Source organism: Echinimonas agarilytica (assembly GCF_023703465.1).
Classification (GTDB): Bacteria; Pseudomonadota; Gammaproteobacteria; order Enterobacterales; family Neiellaceae; genus Echinimonas; species Echinimonas agarilytica.
On record NZ_JAMQGP010000002.1, the window covers coordinates 270,059 to 294,488 of the forward strand.

Below are 24,430 nucleotides of genomic sequence, written 5' to 3' on the forward strand. Positions count from 1 at the left end.
ACAGCATTGAATGGCCATGCACCTTAATTTTCTGGATTTCGAACAGCCGATTGCCGAGTTGGAAGCTCAGATTGAAGAACTTCAACATGTCTCTTCAGAGAGTACAATGGACGTTGACTTAGGAGACGAGATTGAACGTCTTCGCAATAAAAGCTATGAATTGACGAAAAAAATATTTTCTGACTTGTCTCCTTGGCAAGTGGCGCAAGTTGCTCGTCACCCAATGCGTCCTTATTCTTTGGATTATTTCGACAGCATTTTCACAGAATTTGATGAGCAGTGTGGCGACCGCGCATACGCGGATGACGCAGCATTGGTGGGTGGAACAGCCCGTTTAGATGGTATTCCAGTGATGGTCATTGGGCACCAAAAAGGCCGTGAAACGCGCGAAAAAATTAAACGTAACTTCGGTATGCCTCGCCCTGAGGGATACCGCAAAGCGTTGCGTCTGATGAAAATGGCAGAACGCTTTAACATGCCTATCGTGACCTTCATCGACACCCCAGGTGCTTACCCTGGTGTGGGTGCTGAAGAACGTGGCCAAAGTGAAGCCATTGCCCGTAACCTTAAAGAAATGGCCGAACTGACTGTGCCAGTGATTTGCACGGTTATTGGTGAAGGCGGCTCTGGTGGAGCGCTAGCGATTGGTGTGGGTGACAAAGTTAATATGTTGCAACACAGCACATACTCGGTGATTTCACCTGAAGGTTGTGCGTCTATCTTGTGGAAGAGTGCAGAGAAAGCATCCACTGCAGCCGAAGCTATGGGGATCACAGCACCGCGTTTGAAAGAACTTGAATTGATCGATACTGTGATTGATGAGCCACTGGGTGGAGCTCACCGCAATGCTGCTTTGGTATCGGATAATATCAAACAACAAATTATCGCGGATTTAAATGAATTGCAAAAACTCGATACGGAAGCTCTTTTAGAGCGTCGTTACGAGCGATTAATGGGTTACGGCTACGTCTAAAATCCAGCGATGAAAACCACACTGTTTGCTCAACTTGACGCAGCTGCGACGTGTGGTTTTCAGCATGTTCTTGTCGCCCTCAGTGGCGGCAAAGACTCCTCAGCAATACTCCATTGCGCCTCACAGTATGTTAAAGCTAATCCAAACCTCACTATTTCTGCGATTCATGTACATCACGGGCTTTCTCCGAATGCGAACGAATGGCAAGCGCTTTGCCAGCATTACTGCGATGACTTAGGTGTAGAGCTAACCTGTGAGTCGGTAAGCGTGACAAAAGGTGCTCGGCAAAGCTTAGAAGCGCTTGCACGTGAAGCGCGTTACCAAGTGCTTGCTCGACATGTGACTTCTCATACCTTGATGCTGACAGGGCATCATCAAGATGATCAAATTGAAACCTTCATATTAGCATTGAAGCGCGGCAGTGGTTTGGATGGCCTATCGTCGATGCCTGCACTGAATGAGTTTTCACAAGGCTTTCATTGTCGGCCTTGGTTGATGCAAAGTCGGTCAAATATTGAAACTTATGTGGCGGAGCATCAGCTGCCATTTGTAGAAGATGAGAGTAATCAGGATCAACAGTTTGACCGGAACTTTATTCGTCATAGTGTGTTGCCCTTGTTGAATAAACGTTGGCCAAGCTTCAACCAGACCGCATCTCGCAGTATTCAATTATTAGGCTCACAGCGGGAACTTATTGACCAATACAGCTTACTCGATATGCAGCGATGCCAGCAGCATCAGGCTCTCGGTATAGAAGATTTGAGCGCACTGCCTGAATTGCGCAGAAACAATGCGATGCGCATGTGGTTACGACAGCTCCACGCGCCGCTGTGGAGTTCAAGTCAGTTGCAACAGGCTTGGGATGCAGTAGCCTTAGCCCGAGAAGATGCAATGCCCAAGCTGCAATGGCATGGTTGGCAGCTCCAGCGATACCAAGGCTTACTGTATGCCACGCCATGCAAGCAAGCCATATTGATAGATCGCGTATGGAATTGGCCAAATAAACTTGAACTTGCAGGCTCTGATGATTTGCTAATGGCTGATTCAAGCGTCAGTGCAGGAATACGTCCGCCCATGACTGGTGAGCTGGTGAGCGTGAAATTTGGCTGCCCGGGTAGCTTACGGGTGCAACCCTCAACTCGTTCCGGATCGAGGCCCCTAAAAAAAGTATGGCAAGAATACGGCGTAGCGCCGTGGATTAGGGCAAGCATCCCTATGATCTTCTATGGTGACGTGTGTGTAGCTGCGGTGGGGTACTGGGTGGAAAAATCTTATGCTAGTCAGCAAAGTGATTGCTGGTTGCCTAAACGTTGCGCTGAAGTGTCATTTCAGCGCGATTAAAGCCGTCTAATCATCACTAAGCTGACAACGTCTTATGTTGATGTTTCTTATCATCGTACATCGCTTGGTCAGCTCTGCATAGCCAGCTTTCAACGTTGTCTGCTGGCGTCCACATGGCAGCCCCGATACTGGCCGATACGCCAAGCTTTTTCAACGTGCGGCTTTGTGCAAGCTTCGATTGAATTCTACGAATCACTAAGTCGCATGAGCGAGTTGAGCAATGGCTCAACAAAACAGCATATTCGTCACCACCAATGCGAAAGGCTTGGTCAGAGTCACGAGTCACGTCCAGTAAACATTCGGCTGTTGCCTGCAATATTCGGTCGCCGGTGAGGTGGCCGAATTTATCATTTACTTGTTTAAAGTGATTTAAGTCGATGAGCAATACGGCAACGTCATGCCGACTTCTTCGAGATTGAGCGACAACTCTTACCGCTTGGTCATCAAATGCAGCTCGATTACCAAGGCCGGTTAAATGGTCTGTTCGCGCTCTTAAACTCATGGCTTCGAAGCGCAGCGAGTTGCGTAACGGAAAATGTAACTGGCGCTGTAACCAATCTAATTGCTGATGTTTTTGAGCGTTAAATGGATGGCTCGATACATAAGCAAGCTTCACTTGGTGGTCGTCATCAATGGTCCATTCAACAGTGAGGCGATAGCTCGAATTTGTGTTTCCAACTTCAATCTGTTGATTTTTCGAATGTAAAATCAATCCGTCTAAACTGACACGTTGACGCACTTGTTCAAGATAGACTCGAAGCAAGGGCTCCAGTTCTAATTCAGTTTGTAAAATACTGAGCAAAGAACTTGGACGTTCATTGTAATAAACACTAAAGACAGATCCTTCTTGAGTGCGTTGTGCTTCCTGCGGATTGTGAGAAGTATGTGTAGATTCCAAACTGCAATCCCCTGGCAAAAAATTGACGGCAACGTATCCAAAGCAATTTTCGAGCCAGTGTTCCGGTTAAATGTAGGTATATTTTATCAATCGCACAAGAATTGCATGATCGACTGCTTTTGCTCCATGCCGTCTGCGTAGCCTAACTCAATCAATTCTTTGCAGTATTCTTGTTCAAAGAGTAAATAACTCAGCAAATCAGTTTTAGAGTGTCTGTTCACACCAATAAACCGTAAAAGTGTGCGAACGCTTCTAGGCAGCGAAGTATAATAAGGCGCCGCAATTTGCTTGAGATCTTGTTGAGGATTAATCACATGAGTTTGGATGGGATGAAGATTTACCTTACGCTGCTCGCCGCGCGATAGCAGAGATAAGGTCTGATTAATACGCTGCAAGCGTTCTAAGTCTGAGCGAAGACTGTCACTAAATACGGTTTCTAACAAATGGCCGGCGATATCTGCGGCTGACGGCGGCGCAACAGGCTCATCAACAATTTGATTTCTCATATCGCTAGTCCCTATCACTAAGATACGACGAGCGCCTAAATGAATGGCAGGGCTGAGTGGTGCTTGCTGGTGAATTGAACCGTCACCGTAATAGCGCTGGCCAATTCGGCTTGCCGGAAACACCATGGGCAGAGCCGACGAAGCCATCAAATGGTCAAAATTAAGAGGTTGGCGAATCCCCCTGCGCCTGACTCTGTGCCAATCACTGATTTCGGGGATAGCTTGAAAAAAACACACCGAGTTCCCGGTAGCATAACTTGATGCACTGACCGAAACCGATGAAAGAAATCCGCGCTCGATGTTGCGTTCAATCCGAGAAAGATCCAACAAGTGTCCAAGTAAGTGACGCAAGGGCGCATTATCTAACACGGCAATTGCATGTTGTTCTGAACGTATCAGGCTGCTTGGCAATAGGTTGCGAATCAGTTGACCCGTTATGCTTCGGGCATCTGTTTTATAGACTTGATGAGTTCGGAAGTTGCGCCACACCCATTCTATTTTTTTTACGCCTAACCTAAAGTTGGCCGCGTAACAGGCTAAAGCTGTTCCATTAATTGCACCTGCAGAGGTGCCACAAATAATGTCGAATGGAATGCCGTCATTTCTGGGAAACCATTCAGAAATGGCCTTTAACACACCCAGTTGATAGGCCGCTCTGGCCCCTCCACCGGTCAATACCAAAGCTGTATTAGATTGTGGCGTGGGTGTTTTTTTTGAGGCTTTCAGTGAACTCAGCACCATAACAAACAGCGTCCAAATCAAGAGAAACGTATCACTACCGTTGCGCAAAAAACGACTTAATACATGGTCAATCGATGGGCTCACCGCTGGCCGTATAAAAGGCATTGCGTTGGTATTGGCTTTAACAATTATCATAGTCTTTCGAATAGGTGCTTGCGACTTCAATGTGTTTGAAATGTCGAGTTAAAACACTTTATCAAGCAAAATATGCGTTACTTTTTTGTACGTTGAATTGAGCGTATGATGCAGATCTTTCTTTGTTGAGGTAATTACCAATGGCCTGCCAGCGTTGTCATAATTCTCCGGTGCTTCAAAAACTCGGTCGATGTCGGCGATGTTTTTTACAACTCGTTGTTTTAGCGTTGATTGGTTGGGTTGGTTGGTGGTTACTTTATTTCGATTCACCATCAGCTGTAGAGTCTGTAGCACTGCTCTTCTTCTGCATCGCATTTTCTGCACTACTCAGTTTGCATGTACTGATGTGGCTTTGGTATCGCATTCAGTCTTCAACCTCATAAAGCTAAGAAGGAATGGCAATGTCGATTGATACATACTTGGCTAACTACCCGTTGCATTTGCGAGAGCAGGTTGAAGATTTAGTCAATGCTAATAAGTTGGGTACATTTTTGGCTTCACGTTACCCAAGCACTCACCAAATTTCGGGCGATCAAGAATTACGTGCATATGTGATGGCGTTGAAAAACAAATTCATGCAAAAATCGGCGCCGGTTAGCAAGATCATTTATGACAAAAAGATACATGTAGTTAATCATGCGCTTGGATTACACAGCTATGTATCGCGGGTGCAAGGCAGTAAGCTTAAAAGTAAAAATGAAATTCGCATAAGTACCTTGTTTCAACATACGCCAGAACCATTTCTTAATATGATTGTGGTGCATGAACTCGCTCACCTGAAAGAAAAGGAACACAACAAAGCATTTTATCGGTTATGCCAGTATATGTTGCCTAATTATCATCAGCTCGAATTTGATATGCGTTTATACCTTGTTCAATTGGAATTGGGCAGTAATCCATTTACCTGACTAGACTAGGTGTATCCGCTTAGCGGGCATTTGGAGCGTTTTAACGCAATTATAATGTATGAAGAGAAAACTGTCAGCAGAGTCCCATGAGGTGATGAAGCAGCTTATTGCTCGCCACTCTACTGTATGTATCTTTCTATTAGCCCCATTCGCTATTGCTAGCCTGCTCCAAGAAAAATGGTGGTTGGGGGCATGGACGAGTTTTATTGTGTCTATTTTTGCCGTCAATTTATGGGCGATCATTTATCAAGATCGTTATTTCCCCAAAATGGTCCGGTTTGTCCTTGCTCCTGCCATCATTATCTTTTCGGGAGTGTGTTTAATGACGCTTGAAATGATGGGGGTATTTTGGCTTTATCCCATCATAGTGTCGTTTTATTTTTTGCTAAAAAGACAAGATGCATGGATCGCAAATATTTTGGTGATGTGCTTTGCCATCCCTTTCGTATCGATACACTTTGATGCTGCTTATGCCATAAGGATTGTGACGTCGTTGGTGATGATTAGTATTTTTTCAGCCATTTTTACGCAACTAATTAGTGCACAAGAGGCACGGCTCAAAGCGCTGATAGTGACTGACCATCTTACCGGTCTTTATAACCGCTCTCTGCTGAATGAACGTCTGTCCGAGGCTATTCAACAATACAATCGTTCTAGAGCTCCCATGACGCTGATCACAATGGATTTAGATCATTTTAAGACGATTAACGATCAGTACGGCCACATTGCCGGAGACCGAGTTTTGAAAAAAGTCAGTGAGGTTTTGATTCGACGAAGCCGAGAAGTGGATACTATTTTTAGAACCGGAGGAGAGGAGTTTTTGGTGGTTTTATACAACACGGATTTAGAGCAAGGTATTCGTGCTGCAGAATCTTACTTGCGGTTAATTGCCGCAACGCAATGCATTCCTCAAAAAACAGTAACCATGAGTGCTGGAGTCGCCACCCTAAAAGAAGATGAAAGTGCAGAGCAATGGATGCTCAGAAGTGACAATAGTTTGTATAAAGCCAAGGATGCTGGGCGTAATTGTGTGATTGCAGATTGTGACGCTTGAGAGATGCCGAGTACATATTCCTAGTATCCGGCGGCGTATAAAGTCATGCACTGATTGGCAAGGCATAAAAAAGGAGCCTTTCGGCTCCTTTCATCTTTAACTTCAATGGTAAGCTTATTAAACAGTCAAAGCGGCTTGGATGTGCGACACCATTGCATCAATTGCGACTTCTACTTTTTCACCATCTTTGCGGTTTTTGTATTCAACCACTTGATTGTCTAAACCGCGTTCGCCAATAACAATGGTGTGAGGTACGCCAATGAGTTCCATGTCTTTAAACATAACCCCTGGGCGTTCCTTGCGGTCATCAAATAATACTTCAATGCCTACAGCCGTTAAGTCTTCATAGAGCTTTTCTGCGGTTTCAGCAACGCGATGAGACTTGTGCATATTCATTGGGATCAGAACCACTTGGAATGGAGCTAATGCCTCTGGCCATACAATGCCACGCTCGTCATTGTTTTGTTCGATTGCAGCTGCCACTACGCGAGAAACACCAATACCATAGCAACCCATGGTCATGATTTGATGTTTGCCCGTCTCGCCTAATACACCTGCGCTCATTGCTTGTGAGTATTTGTCTCCCAGTTGGAAGATATGTCCCACTTCAATACCGCGCTTAATGTCGAGCTTACCTTGGCCACAAGGACTTGGATCGCCGGCTTGAACGTTACGGATATCTGCAACGTGTGGCAGGGGTAAGTCGCGCTCCCAGTTAATGCCTTTTAAGTGTTTACCATCAACGTTAGCACCCGCACAAAAATCTGACATCACCGCCACAGAGCGGTCTGAAACAATTGGCATATTGAGGTTAACTGGGCCCAATGAGCCGGGTGTTGCGCCAATTTCGGCCTTAATTTCTTCATCTGAAGCAAATTGAAGTGGTGCGGCTACGCCGTCAAGCTTCTCTGCTTTGATTTCGTTTAACTCATGATCGCCACGAACTAACAAAGCAACGAAATTGTGCTCAGAGTCTTCGTCGGCCTTTACAATCAAAGTTTTAATGCTTGAGGAAGCTGCAATGCTGAATTGCTCGGCCAAGTCTGCAATAGTTTGTGCATTAGGCGTATCAAATTCAGTCATGGCTTCGGTGGGTGTATTGGCCGATTCTTGCGTACAAATTGCTTCGGCCATTTCGATGTTGGCTGCGTAATCAGAGCGATCGGAGAACGCAATGTCATCTTCACCGCTTTCTGCCAGTACGTGGAACTCATGACTAGCGCTGCCGCCAATTGAGCCTGTATCAGCAATCACGGGGCGGAAATCTAAACCTAAGCGCTTGAAGATGCGGCAGTAGGCCTCAAACATATTCTGGTATGTCTTTTCCAAACATTCTTGATTGAGGTGGAATGAGTATGCATCTTTCATGGTGAATTCACGACCACGCATAATGCCGAAGCGCGGGCGAATTTCATCACGGAATTTGGTTTGAATTTGATAAAGATTGAGCGGTAACTGTTTGTAGCTCGACACTTCTTTGCGAACCAGCTCGGTCACAACTTCTTCGTGTGTTGGACCTAATACGAACGGACGGCTGTGGCGATCTTGAATACGACAAAGCTCTGGACCGTAATCTTCCCAACGGCCTGACTCCTCCCACAAGTCTGCAGGCTGAACGACTGGCATGAGTACTTCTACGCCGCCAGCGCGGTTCATTTCTTCTCGCACCACGGCTTCGACTTTACGCAATACGCGCAAGCCGCTTGGCAGCCACGTATACAACCCCGAAGCTAGTTTACGAACCATGCCAGCACGCAGCATGAGCTGGTGGCTGATGACTTCTGCATCAGCAGGTGTTTCTTTGAGTGTGGACAGCAGATATTGACTGGTACGCATGACAAAATTCTCAAGCAAAATTCATATTTATAAATAGGGCGCTAGTCTAACCCTCATAAGTGCGTTCTCCAAAGAAGTTCGTGCACTTTTTATCTTTTTCAGAGGCGATAAAGATGGATTAATTCACAGATTTAAGGAGTGCAGCCTATTTTTGACTCTTTTAAAACCCTCAGGTAACAAATGCCGCGGCCTAGCTCCGATAAAATAAGGGGCTAAGGCATATGTCTGAGAAGTTCTAAGTTATAGCGGTTGGACCAATGCCATCATCAATTCCTGTTCTACCCAAATGGTGATACTAAGACCATCAATAATGTACTGCATTGGAATTTCGCCATTTTCCACCATAGGTATTGTGCCGAATATTTTTTCGTCGTATTCCACTTCATATAATGTGCGAACGGTTTGGTTGTCTTGCTGGTAACGCAATTGTGCGGCAGTTTCGCCTCGTATGGAGCAATACCGGCCGCCAATGAGATCAGAATCGGGGATCACATTATCTTGTTTAAGCAATGATGACTCGGTAGGAGAAAAGTCCAATAGCGTAAAAAATTTTCGTAAATCATTCATGTTGCCAGTCGCCACATCTAGTGGCTTTAAGCGAACATGATTTTTGGCAACCTCTTTTGCGATGCTTAATGAATAATTTGCACTCGATAACTGATGAGTGAGGCCGGCAAATAGAGACATCATGATAAATGCCGCAATGATAGGACCTACCCATTTAAATGACGCGCGCGGTGCGGGTTTGTCTTGAAGTATGTCATTTTGTTTGGCTAAAAGGTCGTTCAGTACGCCACTATCAATTTGGTAGGACTCAACGATTTCTTGAATGATTTTAGCATTGCCACTTGGCGACTGTTTAATGGTATTCATGGCTTTGCCTCGCGCAGCGTAAAGTCATCATTGAGTGCTTCGAGCTTGATTCTGAGCCGGTGTACTTTCGACAGTAATGTTCCTTTTGGCATGTTTAAATGTTGGCTTACTTCTTCGGTGCTCATGCCAAGTACGGCCCAGTGATACAATATGTCGCGCAGCTCTGGGGGTACTTGCTCCCAAACATGGGCTAAAGTGTCGCGGTCAATGATCAGTTGTTCAAGGTTGTCGAATGACATGTCGTAGGTTGAATCTTCCTCGTACTGCTGTTCGTGCCAGCGTTGCGCATACCGATATTGGTCGATAAAACGGTTGCGTATGAGCGTACGAATGTAGCGTTGGGCGTCGCGTATTTCTGTATGGGGTGACGATGTTTCTAGCCAATAGCGCTCTAATGAAGCTTGAAGAACATCATGTGCATCACTGCTGTCTTGACACAGTGCCATGGCATATTGATAGAGTTCACTAATTTGTTGTTTGTCGAAACGAAGTCGCTCCATTTATCTACCAATCCGTTAACGCTATTTTGTAATCGCGCTGGACGAGAACGCCTGCGCCAAATTGTTCAATCGAGAAGGGCATCTCCAAGTAGTTGTGGTCATGTTTCAGCTGAACCAGCCAATCATGGCGACGACGCAGCATCTGAATAATTTCAGCATTGATCAACACTTTTGAGGCATCGCTTGATGCTGGGTAGTAACACAAGCCAATGCAGTACTCAAAAGTCGCAAGTAGCCCCAGATCAAGCCAAGGAAACTGTACTGACTTAGAGCTTTGCTGTTGCGATGTGAGTAAATGTGCAAAGTGCTTTCCGTAACGATTAATGTCCCAGTCTGATGTGGGGAAGTGCTCTGAATAGACTTTGCACAAAGCTAAAAAAATAGGTGGGCTGAGAATGTATTGGGTAGTGGCAAAAATCGACTTTAATGCTGCGATATGCGCTCCGGCATAATTGGCTTGATATTGCTCAATGCTGCTATCGTTGGAATTCAGCAAATGCTCAAAATCATGGATCGATTGTTCATATCTTAAATCCATATCGCTGCCTCATGCGTGTTAAGGAAAGTCTGCGCTTTAAGGCGTTCGCCCTGAAGCACATCAAAACCTGGTAGTTGATTGTCCCATTCAATTAACACCGGAACATTTGGAAATTGAATCAAGGTTTCTTCAAATAGGCGCCAAACATGCGGACTGATAGGACCTGCATGGGAATCAATCAACTTACCGTTACTTGATGTATAGCCAGCCAGGTGAATTTCGCCAACAATATCAGGCGAAATTGCAGCCAATAGCTCAGCAATGGATTCATGATGATTATGTTGGTTGACGTAAGCGTTATTTAAATCTAGCAAAATACCGCAACCACAAAGCTCGACCAAGGCCATTAAAAACTCGCCCTCAGACAGCTGGCTTTCGGTGTACCTGTAATAGCGCGATACATTCTCGATGAGAAGTTGTTGGCCTAGAGCCTGTTGAGCTTGATCGATCCGATGCGCCATATGAATCACTGCTTCCTCGGTAAAAGGAATCGGCATTAGGTCATGCTGTTGTTTGTTCGAAAAGGCAGTGAAGCAAGCATGTTCAGAAATAAGGCATGGTTTGACCTTCTGACACAAGCGTTTCAGCGCGCAGAGATAGCCCTGATCAAGTGGGGCAAGGCCGCCCAAGTTTAAACTCACACCATGTAAACTCAGAGGGTATTGTTCTGCAATGATAAGTAATAAACGTTGTGCGGGCCCAGCGGTCATAAAATTACAACTATGCGCCTCAAACCAAGGAACATCGGGTTGTTGAGTGAGCACATGATGCAGGTGCGGAGTGCGTAACCCCAGACCTACTCCATGTGGCCCAAAACGTTGAGTATGCAAGTTCATTGATTGCTCAATGTTACTTTGCGGGCTTAATCGCGACGACAGAGCCGCCGGTAATCTTGTTGCAGGTACCTTTCGGAACATACACCCATTCCGTATCAAGGTTGTCTGCTTTCGCTTGCCCTGCACAACTATGTGAACCGTCTAGTGCGCCGCAATCGTTCATGCCTTGCTTGGCGATTCCTGCACATTTTTCCCATTTTTTGGGTGTGTCTGGTACAGCCATGGTTGGCGCTACCAAAACGGTTGAGGTGGCGAATACAGCGGACATCAGATAGGTGCTTTTCATGAATATCTCCAGGTTAAACGTCGCTATGAAAGGATTATTTCCTTCATAGTCAGAGACGTTTGATTCATGGATCTGATTGCATGTTTTTTCAGATAAAAGGTAAGGGTTTGTTATTAAGGACGATTTATATTTTTTAGCTGCGCTAACTGTAAAATACCAAATGAACCTACCATTACTGCCACAAGTACGGTTGCTAGTATTCCCATAGAGCTAGTAATACCAATTCCAAGTATTACCATAACCAAGCTCGCTAACACCCACAAAAAATCTCCCAGTGAAAAGTACCAAACCAACCATTCTTTGGGTTTAGATTGGCGAGCGCCCCAAATCAAGTGGAAGCCGTTTATCACCAAAATTCCGCCAACAGTCATCACCACAAGTGTTGGTAGTGTGCTGTGCTGGCTTAAAAATAGTCCTACTTTCAATGGTGCAATAAGAAACAATACACCGAACACAATGCAACTGGTGGCGTTTAAATACATGACCTGTGGTAATGACAACATTCACTTGATTCCTTGTTCAGTCATAGGTGGGTGCAACAATTCCAGTGAGCATTAAAAGCTGGAGTTAGGCTGCTTTAAAAATTCAATTTCTTCGGGAGTTGATTCTCGCCTGAGTATTTTATTGCGATGAGGGTAGCGGCCAAAGCGTTCGATAATTTGACGATGCTGAAGCTCAAATTCGAGAGTTGATTCGATGCCGTTGCGCTCAAATAGTTCGACCGCGATATCATGAATTTCAAGTGATTCACTATGCATGAAAGGCATGTAGAGAAACGATCGCTGAACAGGGCATAGTGATTGTTCTATCCCTTGTGTAATGGCTTCTTGGCTCAAAGCCAACGCAAGTGAGTCTTGAGTAAATGCCTGTGGTTGGTCTCTAAACATGTTACGAGAGAATTGATCTAAAACGATAATTTCTGCGAGTCGCCCTTCTGGTTGCTTGCGCCACCGGAATAGAGCGCAGTGAATGGCTGCATTGTGCAAGTGCCCAAATCTTAGGCGTATGCTTTGATCGAAAGCGGGATCTTTTCCCCACCATTGATTTGGCCCCGTTTCATCAAACCAAAATTCGATAATATCTGAGTGCATGAGGGGCTCCATTACGGCTGTGGCTCACAGCCTTGAAGACTAGCACTAGATCGGAAATTATCGAGTGACTGGTTATCGTCGAGTGTGATGAGTTTCAATAGAGGTTGGCCATCGGCTTGGGTACAATGCGGGGAATTTATGTCACGAGAACAAGAGCATGGCTAGAAATAAACCGAGAAAAACCGCAAAAGGCTCCACCGGCAAAAACAAAAATTTAAGCCAAGATTACATGGCCAAATATGGCAATAAAGCCGGTGTGTTAGAAACTAACTCAGGGCTGATGTACCGCATTATCGATGACGCAGAAGGCGCAAGCCCGACGGAGTTTGACAAGGTTAAATTGCATCAACGCATTTGGTTAGCCGACGGCAGCGTCATTGACGATACCTACAAATCGGGCTTTGCTGAAGAGTTTTCTGTATCTGAAGCCATTGAAGGTTTGCAAGAAGGCTTGCAAATGATGCCCTTAGGTGCGCGTTATGAATTCGTCATTCCAGCTGAATTAGCATGGGGACGCAAAGGAAATGGTAGCAAAATCGGCCCTAATGCGGTGATGATTATGGACGTTAGGTTACTCGAAATACGCTAGTGTGATTGGTTCCAAACAAGGTGTTGCGCAAGGCGGATGGTTTAACACTCCGAAAAGTCACTGCCGGTATATGGTTGGCGCGGATCTGATTCAACAATGCCGTTTGGCGTGAAAAAATACACAAAGCATTTTTGTGTGTCCGCATTGTAGCCGTTCGGATGAATTACAAAGCCACGGCCATCCACTTTAGTGGCGTAGCCATTGCCCGTGAACCACGGGCCACCCAATTCACGAACACACCAAGTGTCTGCTTCACACAGGTTTTGATTGGACAGTTGAGTGTCTGAGAAGTTGACAATATGGATAAACGTATCGTTCCAGCGTGCATCAGGGTAGCCACCGCGAGTCCAAATTTGTTGGCCATTATTCAAGGTAAAGCGATTAGTGATTGCGTTATATTGTTGGGGACGCAGAATAATTTGCGAACTGACCATGTCGGATGCAGCATCTAGCGAGCCGCGCATGCCCTGCATGACACTCTCATTGGCGCTATTGGACAAGTTGATAAAACGAGGAAATGCAGTGACCGCAAGAATACCTAAAATCACGATGACCACAACCAGTTCAATTAAGGTAAAGCCGTGTTGTGAGGTTTGCGAACTGATAGGGGCAGCGCAGTAGTTCATTGACATTAGCCATTGTTTTTAGTGGACGACCTTCAATATAAATGTGGCCGGTGAGAATTGACCAGATTTCATCGCGACAAATTAGCGGACTACGCCATGATTTGTGATCAAAAGTTGCTATGATTCACACTCAATTGTTGCTTGAAAGTTCATCACTGAAGTTTGAAAACTCGGAGAAATAAGATGATTCAATGTTGCAGCTGTGCCGATGAAGCCAAGTACATTGTAGTGAACGGTAGCCACGACATCGTCGGTGACGTGTATTGTGCCGAGCATGCGTTCGAAGACGCGCGTGAGAAATGTCCAGGCTGTGATGATTATGCGCTTGAAGTGTATGACGACAAAACTGGAGACATCTTAAAATTCTTACCTGTCTATCAGTTGGGTTGTTTGGATGGCAATGGGTATTGCTCAGATCACCCCTAAAACTTAAGTCGTCTTTTGTTGAAGTGAAGTGATTTAAAGATAGTGGTAGAGGCCCAGTATGCATGGAGGCATTGGAGGACATTTAGCCTGCGCATCACGTATGGTGAACCTCAGTTTCTATGAGCATCACATTGCTTTAAATGGGGCTTTGTTCCTCAACGTTTGAATAAGTGTGAGGTTGAAAATGTCGCGAGGCATGTTCGCCACAGAAAATAACTTAAAATAAGTTTTAAATTTATCAGTAATATACTGATAATGTTGTTTTTTATTGCATTGATATAGCCAAAAAAACCTTACGGTTTTTGGATTGAGCTACGCCTCATTTTTAAAATTTCATAAATTAAAGCCCTCCCTAAATTACATATAATCGTTGACGATTTATTTAATTGAAGGCTCCTTGTTGTGATGATTAAAAAAACGGCACTAGCGGCAGCAGTACTGAGTGTGGCTTTAGTCGCGCCAGCAATCGCTAAGAAAAATTCGAATACCGAACCATACCCATATGGCAACCCTGTTGTGACAAATATGTATACCGCAGATGCTGCGCCGAAGGTGATGCCCGACGGTCGAGTTTGGATGGTGACATCAGTCGACCACGAAGACAAAAGGGGCTATCACAACATGGAAGCCCTACACATGTTCTCAACGGCAGACATGAAGAACTGGGTTGATCATGGCACCGTGTTGCATACCCGAGACATGCCTCAAGGAGAAGATGAAGATTGGGCCATTTGGGCTCCGGACATGATTTATCGTAACGGTACTTACTATATCTATTACCCCATGCGGAATGTGTTGGAAGTCAGCAAAGGCCATAAAGGTAAAGATCGCAAGATCGACCGCTATGTTGCTGTGGCGGAAAGTGACCGTCCAGATGGCGGCTTTGAAGTGACAGTTGACCGTATGGCTGGCGTTCCAATTGCGGGACTTGATCCGTCGGTATTTATTGATGATGACGGGAAAGCTTACCTTTACTACAACCGAGCATTAATGGGCGTTCTGAATGAAGATATGCGCGATTTAGACGGCAAACCATTCACGCTTAATTACGGTGCCAAGAACTTCATGGAAGCTGCTTGGATGCACAAGCGCGGTGGCAAGTATTACTACAATTACCACACCAAATATGACCGTCATGTGGATAAAAACAACCCTGATGATCCAAAACGTAAACTCTCGTTACTGGATTATTCCATGGGAGACTCTGCAACAGGGCCGTTGGAATACATGGGTGTGATTAACCATGAGTTGGGCTACGGCGTAGACACTTCGAATGGTCCTACATATCCGGGTAAAGACTATGTGCCATGGCGTTTAAATCAGTCGAACCACGGCGCAGTAATTGAGTTTCATGGCCAAGAGTATTTCTTCTATCACACGTCAGCATTGTCTTCATGGCGTCAAGATAGCTTTAAAGCTGAAGGTACTTGGACGCAGCGCAGCGTGTGTGTGGACTACTTAAACTACAACGATGACGGTACCGCAATTCCGGTTCAACAAACGCTTGAAGGTGTGGCTGCGGTTACCATTGATCAGCCGTTCAGCATCAAACCTGAACTGCCTGCGAAGGGGAAAGGCTTTCGTGTGAACAACGGCTCTGTAACAGCAAAAGATGGTGCAGTTATTGAGCTGACAGACATGGATTTTGGCACGGGTTATTACTATTTCGGTATGACGGTTGAGCAAACGACACCCAATGGTCATATTGAAGTACGCCGCGATAGCCCAGACGGCATGTTGATGGGCACATTGTTATTACGTGATCACAGCATGAAGATTAACAATGCACGCACAGAAACCTTCCTGCGCGAAGCGCATGGTAATGATCGCAAAGTTTACTTGGTGTTCCGTACCGAAGGGCAACAAGTGAAGGTGTCTGCGCCAGATTTCTTTGCAGGTTCGCCAAAGCGCTTGCCGGGCGATCCGAAGTAACCTGCTGAAGTTAATTAGTATATTTAAAATTAAAAGCCAGTCCTCGGACTGGCTTTTTGAATTTCAGCAAAGGCCCGCAGACTAACCGTAGCTGGCCTCACCGGTACGAAGAGTTACTCAATGGGCTGCAGGGAGAGCTTGCTCGCTGCGGCGCTGAATCGTGCGGGCCAATACAAATGCCATAAGACATAGGCAGACACTGGACAGTGAGGTTCCTAGTCCGAACATCATGGCATTTCCGGTGACTTCAGAGCCGATGACAAAACCGTGAGTGGCACCAAATGTCAGCAGGCTCATGGCTGCAAGTGATGTCACAATCGCCTTTTTCTTCATGGCAAAAAACGTCAATGGCAGGGCTACTAGTGAGAACGAGACCACTAACTCTGCTGTCGAGTTGGCCGACAAAACATGGCCAAGCATAAAGCCCATAATGAGCGCTACGGCGGTCATCGCAATGATTCGAATACCCACTTTTGCGGCCAAAGAGCCCCCAATAACCCCTATCATTAGCATTGCAGCTAGGTGATCGATACCCGTGATTGGGTGCATGAATCCGCTGAAGAAACTGCCTCCGCCAGCAAGATGATGCCCTGAATGGGCGAAAGCCGATGCTGCGAATACCGAAGAGAGCAGCGCGATGATCCGATTCCAAGTTATTAATTTCATGTTGTTTTCCTTTGCTTACGCGGTCACTTCAAGTTTGTCTAGGTTCACTGGTTTTTGCGAGAGCATGCCTTGCTCTATGATGAATTGAATGATTTCTGCCACACCGTCACCACGCATTAAATTGGTAAATACAAATGGGCGCTCTTTGCGCATTTTTTTGGCGTCTCTGTCCATCACTTCAAGTGATGCGTTTACCATGGGCGCTAAGTCGGTTTTGTTGATGATGAGCAAATCAGATTTGGTAATGCCGGGGCCGCCTTTGCGAGGGATCTTGTCGCCTGCGCACACATCAATCACATACAAGGTTAAGTCCGACAGTTCAGGGCTGAATGTTGCACTGAGATTGTCGCCACCACTTTCCACCAATACCATTTCTAACTCAGAATGGCGTTGTTGAAGTTCGTCAATGGCGGCAAGGTTCATCGAGGCATCTTCTCGAATAGCCGTGTGCGGACAACCACCTGTTTCGACGCCAAGTATACGGTCGGATTCAAGTGCTTCATGGCGGAGCAAAAATTCGGCATCTTCGCGGGTATAGATGTCGTTTGTTACCACGGCAATGTTGTAGTGCTCGCGCATTGCCGAGCAAAGTTGACGAAGCAATGCCGTTTTCCCCGAACCGACGGGGCCACCGACGCCGACGCGTAAACATTGAGTGCTCATAATTAGCTCCTAAATAATCTTGAATATTGAGTTTCATGCCATGCGCTAACCATGGCAAAACTGGGTAAAGTGAGGCCAATGTCGTCATCCGACACTAAAAGCCCATGTTGAATACTTGCCTCTATGTCTGGCATCAATGCCACTAAGGACAGCTGAGCTGGAGTTTGGCCGAGTGGAATTGTTTTACAGGCTACCGTGATTTGGTTTTCCAGCCAGCTCCAAAGCCAGCCCGAAAGGGCAGCCTCTAAATCGATGTTAAAACGTTCAATGGCGCAGGCAAACAGCACCAAATAACTGTAGTTTTTGGCGCATTCAGGCATTTCTACATTAAGGTTGTCGAGCAAGCGATAAAACGTTTGTCCAAGCTTTTGTTCTTCTTTAACGAGTTCGGCCGTTTCGCGGTTGGCGAGCAGAATATCCTGCCAATGGTTAAGTTGCGCCAAGTCATCTGTTTTCCAAGCATCATAGCAGCGCTGAATGATTGGAATTTCTAAGTTTGCTTGCCCGAAACGCATAAGCGGACGCAGCCAGCGTTGCAAGCTTTCTTCATCGCTGATCCACTCTAATTCCACCGCAGTTTCTAACCCTTGACTGTACGCAAATGCGCCAATGGGCAAACTGGGGCTGGTTAGGTGCATCAGCGACAACAACGCTTGAATGTGCATTAGTGAGAATGCTCCATATCAGAGGCGTGTTCATGAGAGTGGTTATGGCCGTGACTGTGTCCGCCATTTGCATATGCGCCAGATTCGGGGGAAAAGCTGGCGTGCTCAAGCTGACAACTTAAACCATGCAGTTGCACCATTTCTTCAAGCACATGATCGGGTTGAAACCGCAACCAGCGATCGCCCACTTGCAGTGGTACATGACGATTGCCTAGGTGATAACAAGCTTTGGCAAAGGTAAGCCAACAGTCAGTTCGAGCCGTCATGACTTGTTCCGACTGGGCTTGCACTTTGAAGTGATGTCCGCACTCGCTGATCAAGTAGTCGCCTTGGCGCAGCACGTCGCCTCGGGGTAAAAATATGCCAAGCTCAAAACCTTGCGCAGACGTTGTTTTGAATCGCCCTTTTTGACGCAGCTCATACGGCAAGATCACCGCGTCGATGACATCGGCATGGCAGTGATCAGACTTTTTAGTAATTCGGTACATAATTCCTCCAAATTAATCGCTTAGAACAGGCAGTAGCGTTGCGCTAGGGGCAATACTTCAGCAGGTTCACAGGTAAGTAGTTCGCCGTCTGCTCGCACTTCATAGGTTTGTGGATCAACGGTGATGTGCGGCATGTAGCTATTGAGCAACATGTCATGTTTGGTGACTTTTCTGCTGCCTTCGCAGGCGACAAGTTGCCGTTTCAAGCCTAGCTCTTCTGTCAAGTTAGACGCTGCGGCTACCTTGCTCGTAAAGGTGACAGAAGTCTTTGCGGCGGCGCTGCCAAAACCGCCAAACATATAGCGATAGTGGACCGGCTGAGGGGTAGGGATGGATGCATTTGCATCGCCCATAGGTGCTGCGGCAATAAATCCACCTTTGATTATTAAAGACGGTTTGATCCCGAAAAATGCAGGTTTCCACAGCACTAAATCTGCAAGTTTTCCAACTTCGATCGACCCTACAGTTTGGTCGATACCATGCGTAATTGCTGGGTTAATGGTGTATTTGGCAATGTAGCGCTTGGCGCGGAAGTTGTCGGCGCCAAGATCTTGATCTTCAGGTAATAACCCGCGCTGGACTTTCATCTTATGTGCGGTTTGCCAGGTGCGACAAATCACTTCGCCCACTCGTCCCATGGCTTGGGAGTCAGAAGCAATCATCGAGAATGCGCCTAAGTCATGCAGAATATCTTCAGCAGCAATGGTTTCTTTACGGATACGAGAATCCGCAAAGGCAACATCTTCAGGAATATTCGGGTCAAGGTGATGGCATACCATCAACATGTCTAAATGTTCGTCGACCGTATTGACGGTGTAAGGTCGAGTCGGGTTAGTGGACGAGGGCAGTACGTTTGGCTGTGAGCAAGCGGTAATAATGTCTGGCGCGTGGCCTCCACCTGCACCTTCAGTGTGATAGGTATGGATACAGCGTCCTTTGAACGCCGCTAAGGTATCTTCTACAAAACCCGACTCATTCAGTGTGTCGGTGTGAATCGCAACTTGTACATCGTACTGTTCGGCGATGCTCAGACAGTTATCAATAGAAGCGGGAGTTGTTCCCCAATCTTCGTGCAATTTTAGCCCGACTGCGCCCGCTTCAAGCTGCTCAGCCAATGGTTCGGGCAGGCTGCAATTGCCTTTGCCCAGAAAACCAAAATTCATCGGCAAGTCATCGGTGCTTTGCAACATTTTATGTATGTTCCAAGCTCCTGGGGTACAAGTGGTAGCGTTGGTGCCTGTAGCGGGGCCCGTGCCGCCGCCGAGCATCGTGGTGGTGCCGGACATAATGGCTTCTTCGATTTGTTGTGGGCAAATAAAGTGGATGTGCGAGTCGACTGCACCAGCCGTCAATATTTGACCCTCACCGGCAATGACTTCGGTGCTTGCGCCGATATGAATATCAACGCCTTCTTGAATATCAGAGTTACCGGCTTTACCAATAGCTACGATGTTGCCGTCTTTCATTGCAACGTCGGCTTTAATGATGCCCCAATAATCGAGGATTAAGGCGTTGGTGATGACACAATCAACCACGTCTTTTCGGCAAAGTTGGCCTTGGCCCATGCCATCTCGAATGACTTTTCCGCCACCAAATTTAACTTCGTCACCATAGACGGTGCGGTCATCTTCCACTTGAATAAAAAGTTCGGTGTCACCTAAGCGAACTTTGTCGCCAGTGGTTGGTCCGTACATGTCTACATAGGCTTGGCGCGATAATTTAGTCATGGCTATCTCCTTCCAACTTACCCATTACGTCGCCTCTAAACCCGTATACTGTGCGAGTTCCCATGAGTTCTACGAGCTCTACTTCGCGGCTTTGACCCGGTTCAAAGCGCACCGCTGTACCTGCTGCAATATTAAGTCGCATGCCGCGCGTGATTTCGCGGTCGAATTCGAGTGCAGGGTTTGCTTCATAAAAATGATAGTGGCTGCCAATTTGAACAGGACGATCACCATGATTGATAGCCGACACTTTGCACGTTTTTCGGCCTTGGTTAAGTGTGATTGGCGCGTCTGACAGTATGTATTCACCTGGCTTCATAAGGTGCTCCTACAGAATGGGATTGTGCACGGTGACTAACTTGGTACCGTCGGGAAATGTGGCTTCCACTTGCACTTCGTGAATGAGGTCGGCAATGCCGTCCATGACATCATCCTTGGTGAGCAAGTGGCGACCTTCGCTCATCAGTTCGGCAACTGTTTTGCCATCACGGGCGCCTTCCATGATCGCGGCCGATATATAGGCGGTGGCTTCTGGGTAATTGAGTTTCACACCGCGAGCTAAACGTCTTTCCGCAAGCAGTGCCGCAGTAAACAATAGTAATTTATCTTTGTCTCTGGGTGACAATTCCATGGTGATAGTCCCTTAAGTATTCCAAATGCGCGGCGGGCATGCTGGTTTGTGAATGAGGTGAGGGCGCAGCAAAGCCCAGCATTTTCTAAGTTGCTTTTGGGCGTGTTCACTGCAATGTCCTAGGTATCGAATGACTACTAAGTTTAGACGATAGGTCATGCTCAAATGTGGATTCGAGCAGTCGCCGAGTTCTTCTCTTAACAGTTGAATAACCTGTTCTGGGTTTGATAAACCAAACACCACTAAGGTTCCGGAAACCAATTGACCATTGAATCCAGCTTGAGCATGAATGAGTGCATCGTTAGACGTGAGCAATTGGCGCTCTAGCATGAGAGGTCTGTCGTTGTGATAAACAGAAATTCGTTGTTCTATGCTGCCCTGCGAGAAGGGCAGATCGCTTTTCGGGCGGCCAAGACAAAAAATGTCTAAGCCGATGAATTTTGCGTCTCCGTAAAGGTTAACCTGAGTGGTCAGCTTGCCATGTGCACCGTCAAAAATAATGGTTTCCATGGGAAGCCATTCGCAGCTTGCATCCTCAACCTGAATATCAACGCGTTGTTGTTGAACTACATCGTTGCTGTCGGAACAATAGATTTTTCCAGCTGAAGGTGTGGTCACCATGACTTCACTGTTGGTGCTGCAATCAATTTGAATGTGCAGATCATCGCCAGAAACCAAACCTCCCGGAGGGTGGAGTAAATATACATGACACAAACCACCTTCGGGGTAAAAAGGACGCTGAACACGCAACGGCCCCTTGAAGGTCATATCGAGCATGCGGGTGCGTTCGCCATCTCGGTCAAATCCAAGCGCCAAGTGGGCAGGCCAATGACGCGGATTGAGCGCCGGCTCAAGGTTGGAACTTAACAATTTAGAAGGCTGTGGTTTTGTCATACGGTTAAATACTGTTTCACCAGTTCCTCATTAAGCTCTGGCATGGCACCGGTTGCAACTTGGCGTCCTCGGTCTAGTAAACAGAAACGGTCGGCCACCTTTCGTGCAAACGGGAGTTTTTGTTCCACCAATAGTACAGTGAGGCCAATTTCCTGATCGAGTCGGCGAATAATGTCTCCTATCTCAGCCACTACATTGGGTTGAATACCTTCAGTGGGTTCATCCAAAATAAGCATTTTGGGATCGATGACCAAAGCTCGACCGATGGCCAGTTGTTGTTGTTGCCCGCCCGACAAGTCGCCGCCTCTGCGTTGCAGCATATCTTTAAGAACTGGAAATAGGTCGTAGATGTAATCGGGGACTTTGTTGGAGCGATCGGATCGCGCAGGCAAGCCGATGCGAAGGTTTTCTTCGACCGTCAGCAGCGGAAAAATTTGGCGACCCTGTGGCACATAACCAATGCCAAGTGGTGCTCGGCGTTCAGCAGACAAGGTTGCAATGTTTTGGTTTTGATATTCGATGCTGCCATCTTTAACCGGTAGCAACCCCATAATGCATTCGAGCAGGGTGGTTTTGCCCACTCCGTTGCGGCCCATAAGGCAGGTGCATTCGCCTGTTGGGACTTCTAAATCTAAATCCCATAGGGTATGACTTTGGCCGTAAAACTGATTGAGTTTTTTAACACTTAACACCTTTATTCTCCCAAATAGACTTCGACCACTTTGGGGTCATTCTGAACGTCATTCATGCTGCCTTCGGCTAACACTGAACCTTGGTGCAATACGGTGACCTTCTGCGCTAAAGAGCGTACAAAGTCCATATCGTGTTCGACCAAAATAACGGTGTGTGGCCCTGCTAAATCAGTGAGCAATTGGCCGGTTCTATCCATTTCTTGATGTGTCATCCCAGCAACGGGTTCATCGACCAATAATAGTTTAGGGCTTTGCATGAGCAACATGCCGATTTCTAACCACTGCTTTTGGCCATGAGACAATGCGCCAGCAGCCAGCCAGCGTTGCTCTGATAGTCCAATCTGAGCCAATACATGATCAATATGATCGATTTGGCTAGGTGTTAATTTGGCAAACAATGTGGCTAGCACTGATTTATCGCCCGCCATCGCTAATTCCAAATTGGAAAACACCGTTTGTTGTTCAAATACAGTGGGTTTTTGAAATTTTCGACCAATGCCCGCTTGAGCAATTTCAGGCTCCGACATTTCTAATAAGTTGATGCGCTGACCAAACCAAGCCGAGCCGTGGTCTGGGGAGGTTTTACCCGTGATGATGTCCATCATGGTGGTTTTCCCCGCCCCATTTGGGCCGATGATGCAGCGCAGCTCGCCTTCTTTGATGTAGAGGTTTAAGCCGTTAATAGCTTTAAAGCCGTCGAAACTGACGCTGATGTCTTCGAGGTATAAAAGGAAGCCTTTTCCCACATCCAGCATAGGACTAGTTTTGGGGACCATGAAATCGAATACGCGATCACGTTGTTGAAACTCACGCATAGTTGACGACAAACTCATGATTGCGCCTCCTTATTTTTCATTAAGCCCACAATGCCTCTTGGCAAGAACAAGGTGACCAATACAAACATGGCTCCGAGCGTGAACAACCAAACTTCGGGCAACGCTGCTGTGAGGTAAGTTTTGGAATAGTTCACTGCAATGGCACCGACCACTGCACCATAGAGTGTGGCGCGGCCACCAAGAGCAACCCAAACCACCAATTCGATGGAATTCAACGGCGAGAATTCGGACGGATTAATGATGCCAACTTGAGGTACATATAAAGCCCCTGCAACACCTGCTAGAACCGCCGAGAAAGTGAAGATCCAAAGTTTGACGTTTTCGACTTTATAGCCGGTAAAACGCGTTCTGTTTTCCGCATCGCGCACGGCCATTGCCACGCGTCCAAGCTTACTAGTGACAATGAACCGACAGGCGATATAGCCCAATGCTAATGCAATTCCTGAAGCAATAAATAACCCCATGCGAGTTGCGTCAGATTGCAAATCAAACCCTAAAATGTCTTTGAAGTCGGTGAGGCCGTTGTTGCCTCCAAAGCCCATTTCATTTCGGAAAAATGCCAGTAGTAACGCGTAGGTCAGTGCTTGAGTGATAATCGACAGATAAACGCCAGTCACTCGCGAACGAAATGCCAACCAACCGAACACAAATGCTAGGATGCCAGGCACCAACATGATCATGATGGCGGCAAACCAAAATTGATCGAACCCGTACCAAAACCAAGGGAGTTCATTCCAATTCAAGAACACCATAAAGTCTGGGAGTAAAGGGTCGCCGTAGACTCCGCGGTCACCAATTTGACGCATCAAATACATGCCCATGGCATAGCCGCCCAGGGCGAAAAAGGCAGCATGCCCCAAACTTAAGATTCCCAGGTAGCCCCACACAAGGTCAACCGCAACGGCTAATAAAGCATAAGTTAAGTACTTGCCGAGTAATGTCATAGTGTAGGTTGAAACGTGTAAAGTATGTCCCGGCTCGAACAGCATATTGAGGCCGGGAATTGCAACAATCACGATTGCTAACACCAAGAGAAACAATTGTGTTGAGCGGTCGAACATGGCTGGTTTATACGACATTGC

General features: G+C 46.6%; 30 protein-coding genes. 8 read left to right on the forward strand and 22 right to left on the reverse strand.

Annotation, left to right across the window (positions count from 1 at the left end; translation table 11 throughout):
- Positions 1–16 precede the first annotated feature (16 nt).
- The gene (gene accA / locus NAF29_RS05545) at positions 17–973 is read left to right on the forward strand and encodes an acetyl-CoA carboxylase carboxyl transferase subunit alpha (protein WP_251260897.1); all 957 of its coding nucleotides are present in this window, start codon (positions 17–19) and stop codon (positions 971–973) included.
- Between the two features lie 9 nt (positions 974–982).
- Entirely contained in the window at positions 983–2,314 is a 1,332-nt protein-coding gene (gene tilS, locus NAF29_RS05550; protein ID WP_251260502.1) for a tRNA lysidine(34) synthetase TilS, read from the forward strand.
- Between the two features lie 16 nt (positions 2,315–2,330).
- Here tilS and NAF29_RS05555 read toward each other — a convergent pair whose 3' ends face one another.
- Positions 2,331–3,212, reverse strand: a complete 882-nt coding sequence (locus NAF29_RS05555) for a GGDEF domain-containing protein (protein ID WP_251260503.1) — start codon at positions 3,210–3,212, stop codon at positions 2,331–2,333.
- 86 nt (positions 3,213–3,298) lie between these two features.
- Positions 3,299–4,459, reverse strand: coding sequence for a patatin-like phospholipase family protein (locus tag NAF29_RS05560; RefSeq protein ID WP_285817643.1), 1,161 nt, complete (start codon positions 4,457–4,459; stop codon positions 3,299–3,301).
- A gap of 275 nt (positions 4,460–4,734) precedes the next feature.
- On the opposite strand from NAF29_RS05560, the gene NAF29_RS18205 reads away from it, so the two are divergent.
- The 3 genes from NAF29_RS18205 to NAF29_RS05575 are packed head-to-tail and all read left to right on the forward strand — an operon-like array spanning position 4,735 to position 6,556.
- Positions 4,735–4,977: a DUF3624 domain-containing protein gene (locus tag NAF29_RS18205; protein ID WP_285817610.1), complete on the forward strand. Its 243-nt coding sequence runs from the start codon at positions 4,735–4,737 to the stop codon at positions 4,975–4,977.
- 18 nt (positions 4,978–4,995) lie between these two features.
- Positions 4,996–5,502, forward strand: a complete 507-nt coding sequence (locus tag NAF29_RS05570; protein ID WP_285817611.1) for a M48 metallopeptidase family protein — start codon at positions 4,996–4,998, stop codon at positions 5,500–5,502.
- A gap of 58 nt (positions 5,503–5,560) precedes the next feature.
- The gene (locus NAF29_RS05575; RefSeq protein ID WP_251260507.1) at positions 5,561–6,556 is read left to right on the forward strand and encodes a GGDEF domain-containing protein; all 996 of its coding nucleotides are present in this window, start codon (positions 5,561–5,563) and stop codon (positions 6,554–6,556) included.
- Between the two features lie 117 nt (positions 6,557–6,673).
- Here the strand turns inward: NAF29_RS05575 and NAF29_RS05580 are convergent, their stop codons facing one another.
- From NAF29_RS05580 to NAF29_RS05615, 8 genes are all read right to left on the reverse strand, one after another.
- A complete protein-coding gene (locus tag NAF29_RS05580; protein ID WP_251260508.1) occupies positions 6,674–8,392 on the reverse strand; it encodes a proline--tRNA ligase in 1,719 nt (572 codons plus the stop codon).
- A gap of 240 nt (positions 8,393–8,632) precedes the next feature.
- A complete protein-coding gene (locus NAF29_RS05585) occupies positions 8,633–9,265 on the reverse strand; it encodes a hypothetical protein (RefSeq protein ID WP_251260509.1) in 633 nt (210 codons plus the stop codon).
- Positions 9,262–9,765 carry an RNA polymerase sigma factor gene (locus tag NAF29_RS05590; RefSeq protein WP_251260510.1) on the reverse strand — a complete coding sequence of 168 codons (504 nt, stop codon included), beginning with the start codon at positions 9,763–9,765 and terminating at the stop codon, positions 9,262–9,264. Before NAF29_RS05590 ends, NAF29_RS05585 begins: the two co-directional genes overlap by 4 nt.
- Before the next feature lie 4 nt (positions 9,766–9,769).
- Complete coding sequence (locus tag NAF29_RS05595) at positions 9,770–10,303, reverse strand: HvfC/BufC family peptide modification chaperone (RefSeq protein WP_251260511.1); 534 nt, start codon at positions 10,301–10,303, stop codon at positions 9,770–9,772.
- Positions 10,294–11,139, reverse strand: coding sequence for an MNIO family bufferin maturase (bufB, locus tag NAF29_RS05600; protein WP_251260512.1), 846 nt, complete (start codon positions 11,137–11,139; stop codon positions 10,294–10,296). The genes NAF29_RS05595 and bufB overlap by 10 nt, the downstream gene beginning before the upstream one ends.
- Before the next feature lie 13 nt (positions 11,140–11,152).
- Positions 11,153–11,407, reverse strand: a complete 255-nt coding sequence (locus tag NAF29_RS05605) for a BufA1 family periplasmic bufferin-type metallophore (protein ID WP_285817644.1) — start codon at positions 11,405–11,407, stop codon at positions 11,153–11,155.
- Between the two features lie 131 nt (positions 11,408–11,538).
- The gene (locus NAF29_RS05610; protein ID WP_251260514.1) at positions 11,539–11,928 is read right to left on the reverse strand and encodes a hypothetical protein; all 390 of its coding nucleotides are present in this window, start codon (positions 11,926–11,928) and stop codon (positions 11,539–11,541) included.
- Positions 11,929–11,979: 51 nt separating this feature from the next.
- Positions 11,980–12,516: a DUF924 family protein gene (locus NAF29_RS05615; protein WP_251260515.1), complete on the reverse strand. Its 537-nt coding sequence runs from the start codon at positions 12,514–12,516 to the stop codon at positions 11,980–11,982.
- A gap of 157 nt (positions 12,517–12,673) precedes the next feature.
- Here NAF29_RS05615 and NAF29_RS05620 point away from each other — a divergent pair, with 157 nt between their 5' ends.
- Positions 12,674–13,105: an FKBP-type peptidyl-prolyl cis-trans isomerase gene (locus NAF29_RS05620; RefSeq protein WP_251260516.1), complete on the forward strand. Its 432-nt coding sequence runs from the start codon at positions 12,674–12,676 to the stop codon at positions 13,103–13,105.
- Between the two features lie 41 nt (positions 13,106–13,146).
- On the opposite strand, the gene NAF29_RS18210 is transcribed toward NAF29_RS05620, so the two are convergent.
- The gene (locus NAF29_RS18210; RefSeq protein ID WP_285817612.1) at positions 13,147–13,731 is read right to left on the reverse strand and encodes a type II secretion system protein; all 585 of its coding nucleotides are present in this window, start codon (positions 13,729–13,731) and stop codon (positions 13,147–13,149) included.
- A gap of 183 nt (positions 13,732–13,914) precedes the next feature.
- Here NAF29_RS18210 and NAF29_RS05630 point away from each other — a divergent pair, with 183 nt between their 5' ends.
- Complete coding sequence (locus NAF29_RS05630; protein WP_251260517.1) at positions 13,915–14,157, forward strand: hypothetical protein; 243 nt, start codon at positions 13,915–13,917, stop codon at positions 14,155–14,157.
- Positions 14,158–14,562: 405 nt separating this feature from the next.
- Positions 14,563–16,089 carry a family 43 glycosylhydrolase gene (locus NAF29_RS05635; RefSeq protein WP_251260899.1) on the forward strand — a complete coding sequence of 509 codons (1,527 nt, stop codon included), beginning with the start codon at positions 14,563–14,565 and terminating at the stop codon, positions 16,087–16,089.
- A gap of 117 nt (positions 16,090–16,206) precedes the next feature.
- On the opposite strand, the gene NAF29_RS05640 is transcribed toward NAF29_RS05635, so the two are convergent.
- Genes NAF29_RS05640 through urtC form a run of 11 tightly spaced genes read right to left on the reverse strand, consistent with a single transcriptional unit; the run spans position 16,207 to position 24,427 of the window.
- Positions 16,207–16,755: a HupE/UreJ family protein gene (locus NAF29_RS05640; RefSeq protein ID WP_251260518.1), complete on the reverse strand. Its 549-nt coding sequence runs from the start codon at positions 16,753–16,755 to the stop codon at positions 16,207–16,209.
- A gap of 15 nt (positions 16,756–16,770) precedes the next feature.
- Positions 16,771–17,418, reverse strand: coding sequence for an urease accessory protein UreG (gene ureG, locus NAF29_RS05645; protein WP_251260519.1), 648 nt, complete (start codon positions 17,416–17,418; stop codon positions 16,771–16,773).
- Between the two features lie 2 nt (positions 17,419–17,420).
- Positions 17,421–18,083, reverse strand: a complete 663-nt coding sequence (locus NAF29_RS05650; RefSeq protein ID WP_251260520.1) for an urease accessory protein UreF — start codon at positions 18,081–18,083, stop codon at positions 17,421–17,423.
- Positions 18,083–18,571, reverse strand: coding sequence for an urease accessory protein UreE (gene ureE, locus NAF29_RS05655; protein WP_251260521.1), 489 nt, complete (start codon positions 18,569–18,571; stop codon positions 18,083–18,085). Before ureE ends, NAF29_RS05650 begins: the two co-directional genes overlap by 1 nt.
- A 20-nt stretch (positions 18,572–18,591) precedes the next feature.
- Entirely contained in the window at positions 18,592–20,298 is a 1,707-nt protein-coding gene (gene ureC, locus NAF29_RS05660; protein WP_251260522.1) for an urease subunit alpha, read from the reverse strand.
- Positions 20,291–20,614: an urease subunit beta gene (locus NAF29_RS05665; RefSeq protein ID WP_251260523.1), complete on the reverse strand. Its 324-nt coding sequence runs from the start codon at positions 20,612–20,614 to the stop codon at positions 20,291–20,293. The genes ureC and NAF29_RS05665 overlap by 8 nt, the downstream gene beginning before the upstream one ends.
- A gap of 9 nt (positions 20,615–20,623) precedes the next feature.
- Complete coding sequence (gene ureA, locus NAF29_RS05670) at positions 20,624–20,926, reverse strand: urease subunit gamma (RefSeq protein WP_251260524.1); 303 nt, start codon at positions 20,924–20,926, stop codon at positions 20,624–20,626.
- 12 nt (positions 20,927–20,938) lie between these two features.
- Positions 20,939–21,820 (reverse strand): urease accessory protein UreD, encoded by an 882-nt coding sequence (locus NAF29_RS05675; RefSeq protein ID WP_251260525.1) that lies wholly within the window; start codon positions 21,818–21,820, stop codon positions 20,939–20,941.
- Positions 21,817–22,512, reverse strand: coding sequence for an urea ABC transporter ATP-binding subunit UrtE (gene urtE, locus NAF29_RS05680; protein WP_251260526.1), 696 nt, complete (start codon positions 22,510–22,512; stop codon positions 21,817–21,819). Before urtE ends, NAF29_RS05675 begins: the two co-directional genes overlap by 4 nt.
- A gap of 2 nt (positions 22,513–22,514) precedes the next feature.
- A complete protein-coding gene (gene urtD, locus NAF29_RS05685; protein ID WP_285817645.1) occupies positions 22,515–23,288 on the reverse strand; it encodes an urea ABC transporter ATP-binding protein UrtD in 774 nt (257 codons plus the stop codon).
- A 53-nt stretch (positions 23,289–23,341) separates the two neighbouring features.
- Positions 23,342–24,427, reverse strand: coding sequence for an urea ABC transporter permease subunit UrtC (urtC, locus tag NAF29_RS05690; protein WP_251260528.1), 1,086 nt, complete (start codon positions 24,425–24,427; stop codon positions 23,342–23,344).
- Positions 24,428–24,430: the final 3 nt, after the last annotated feature.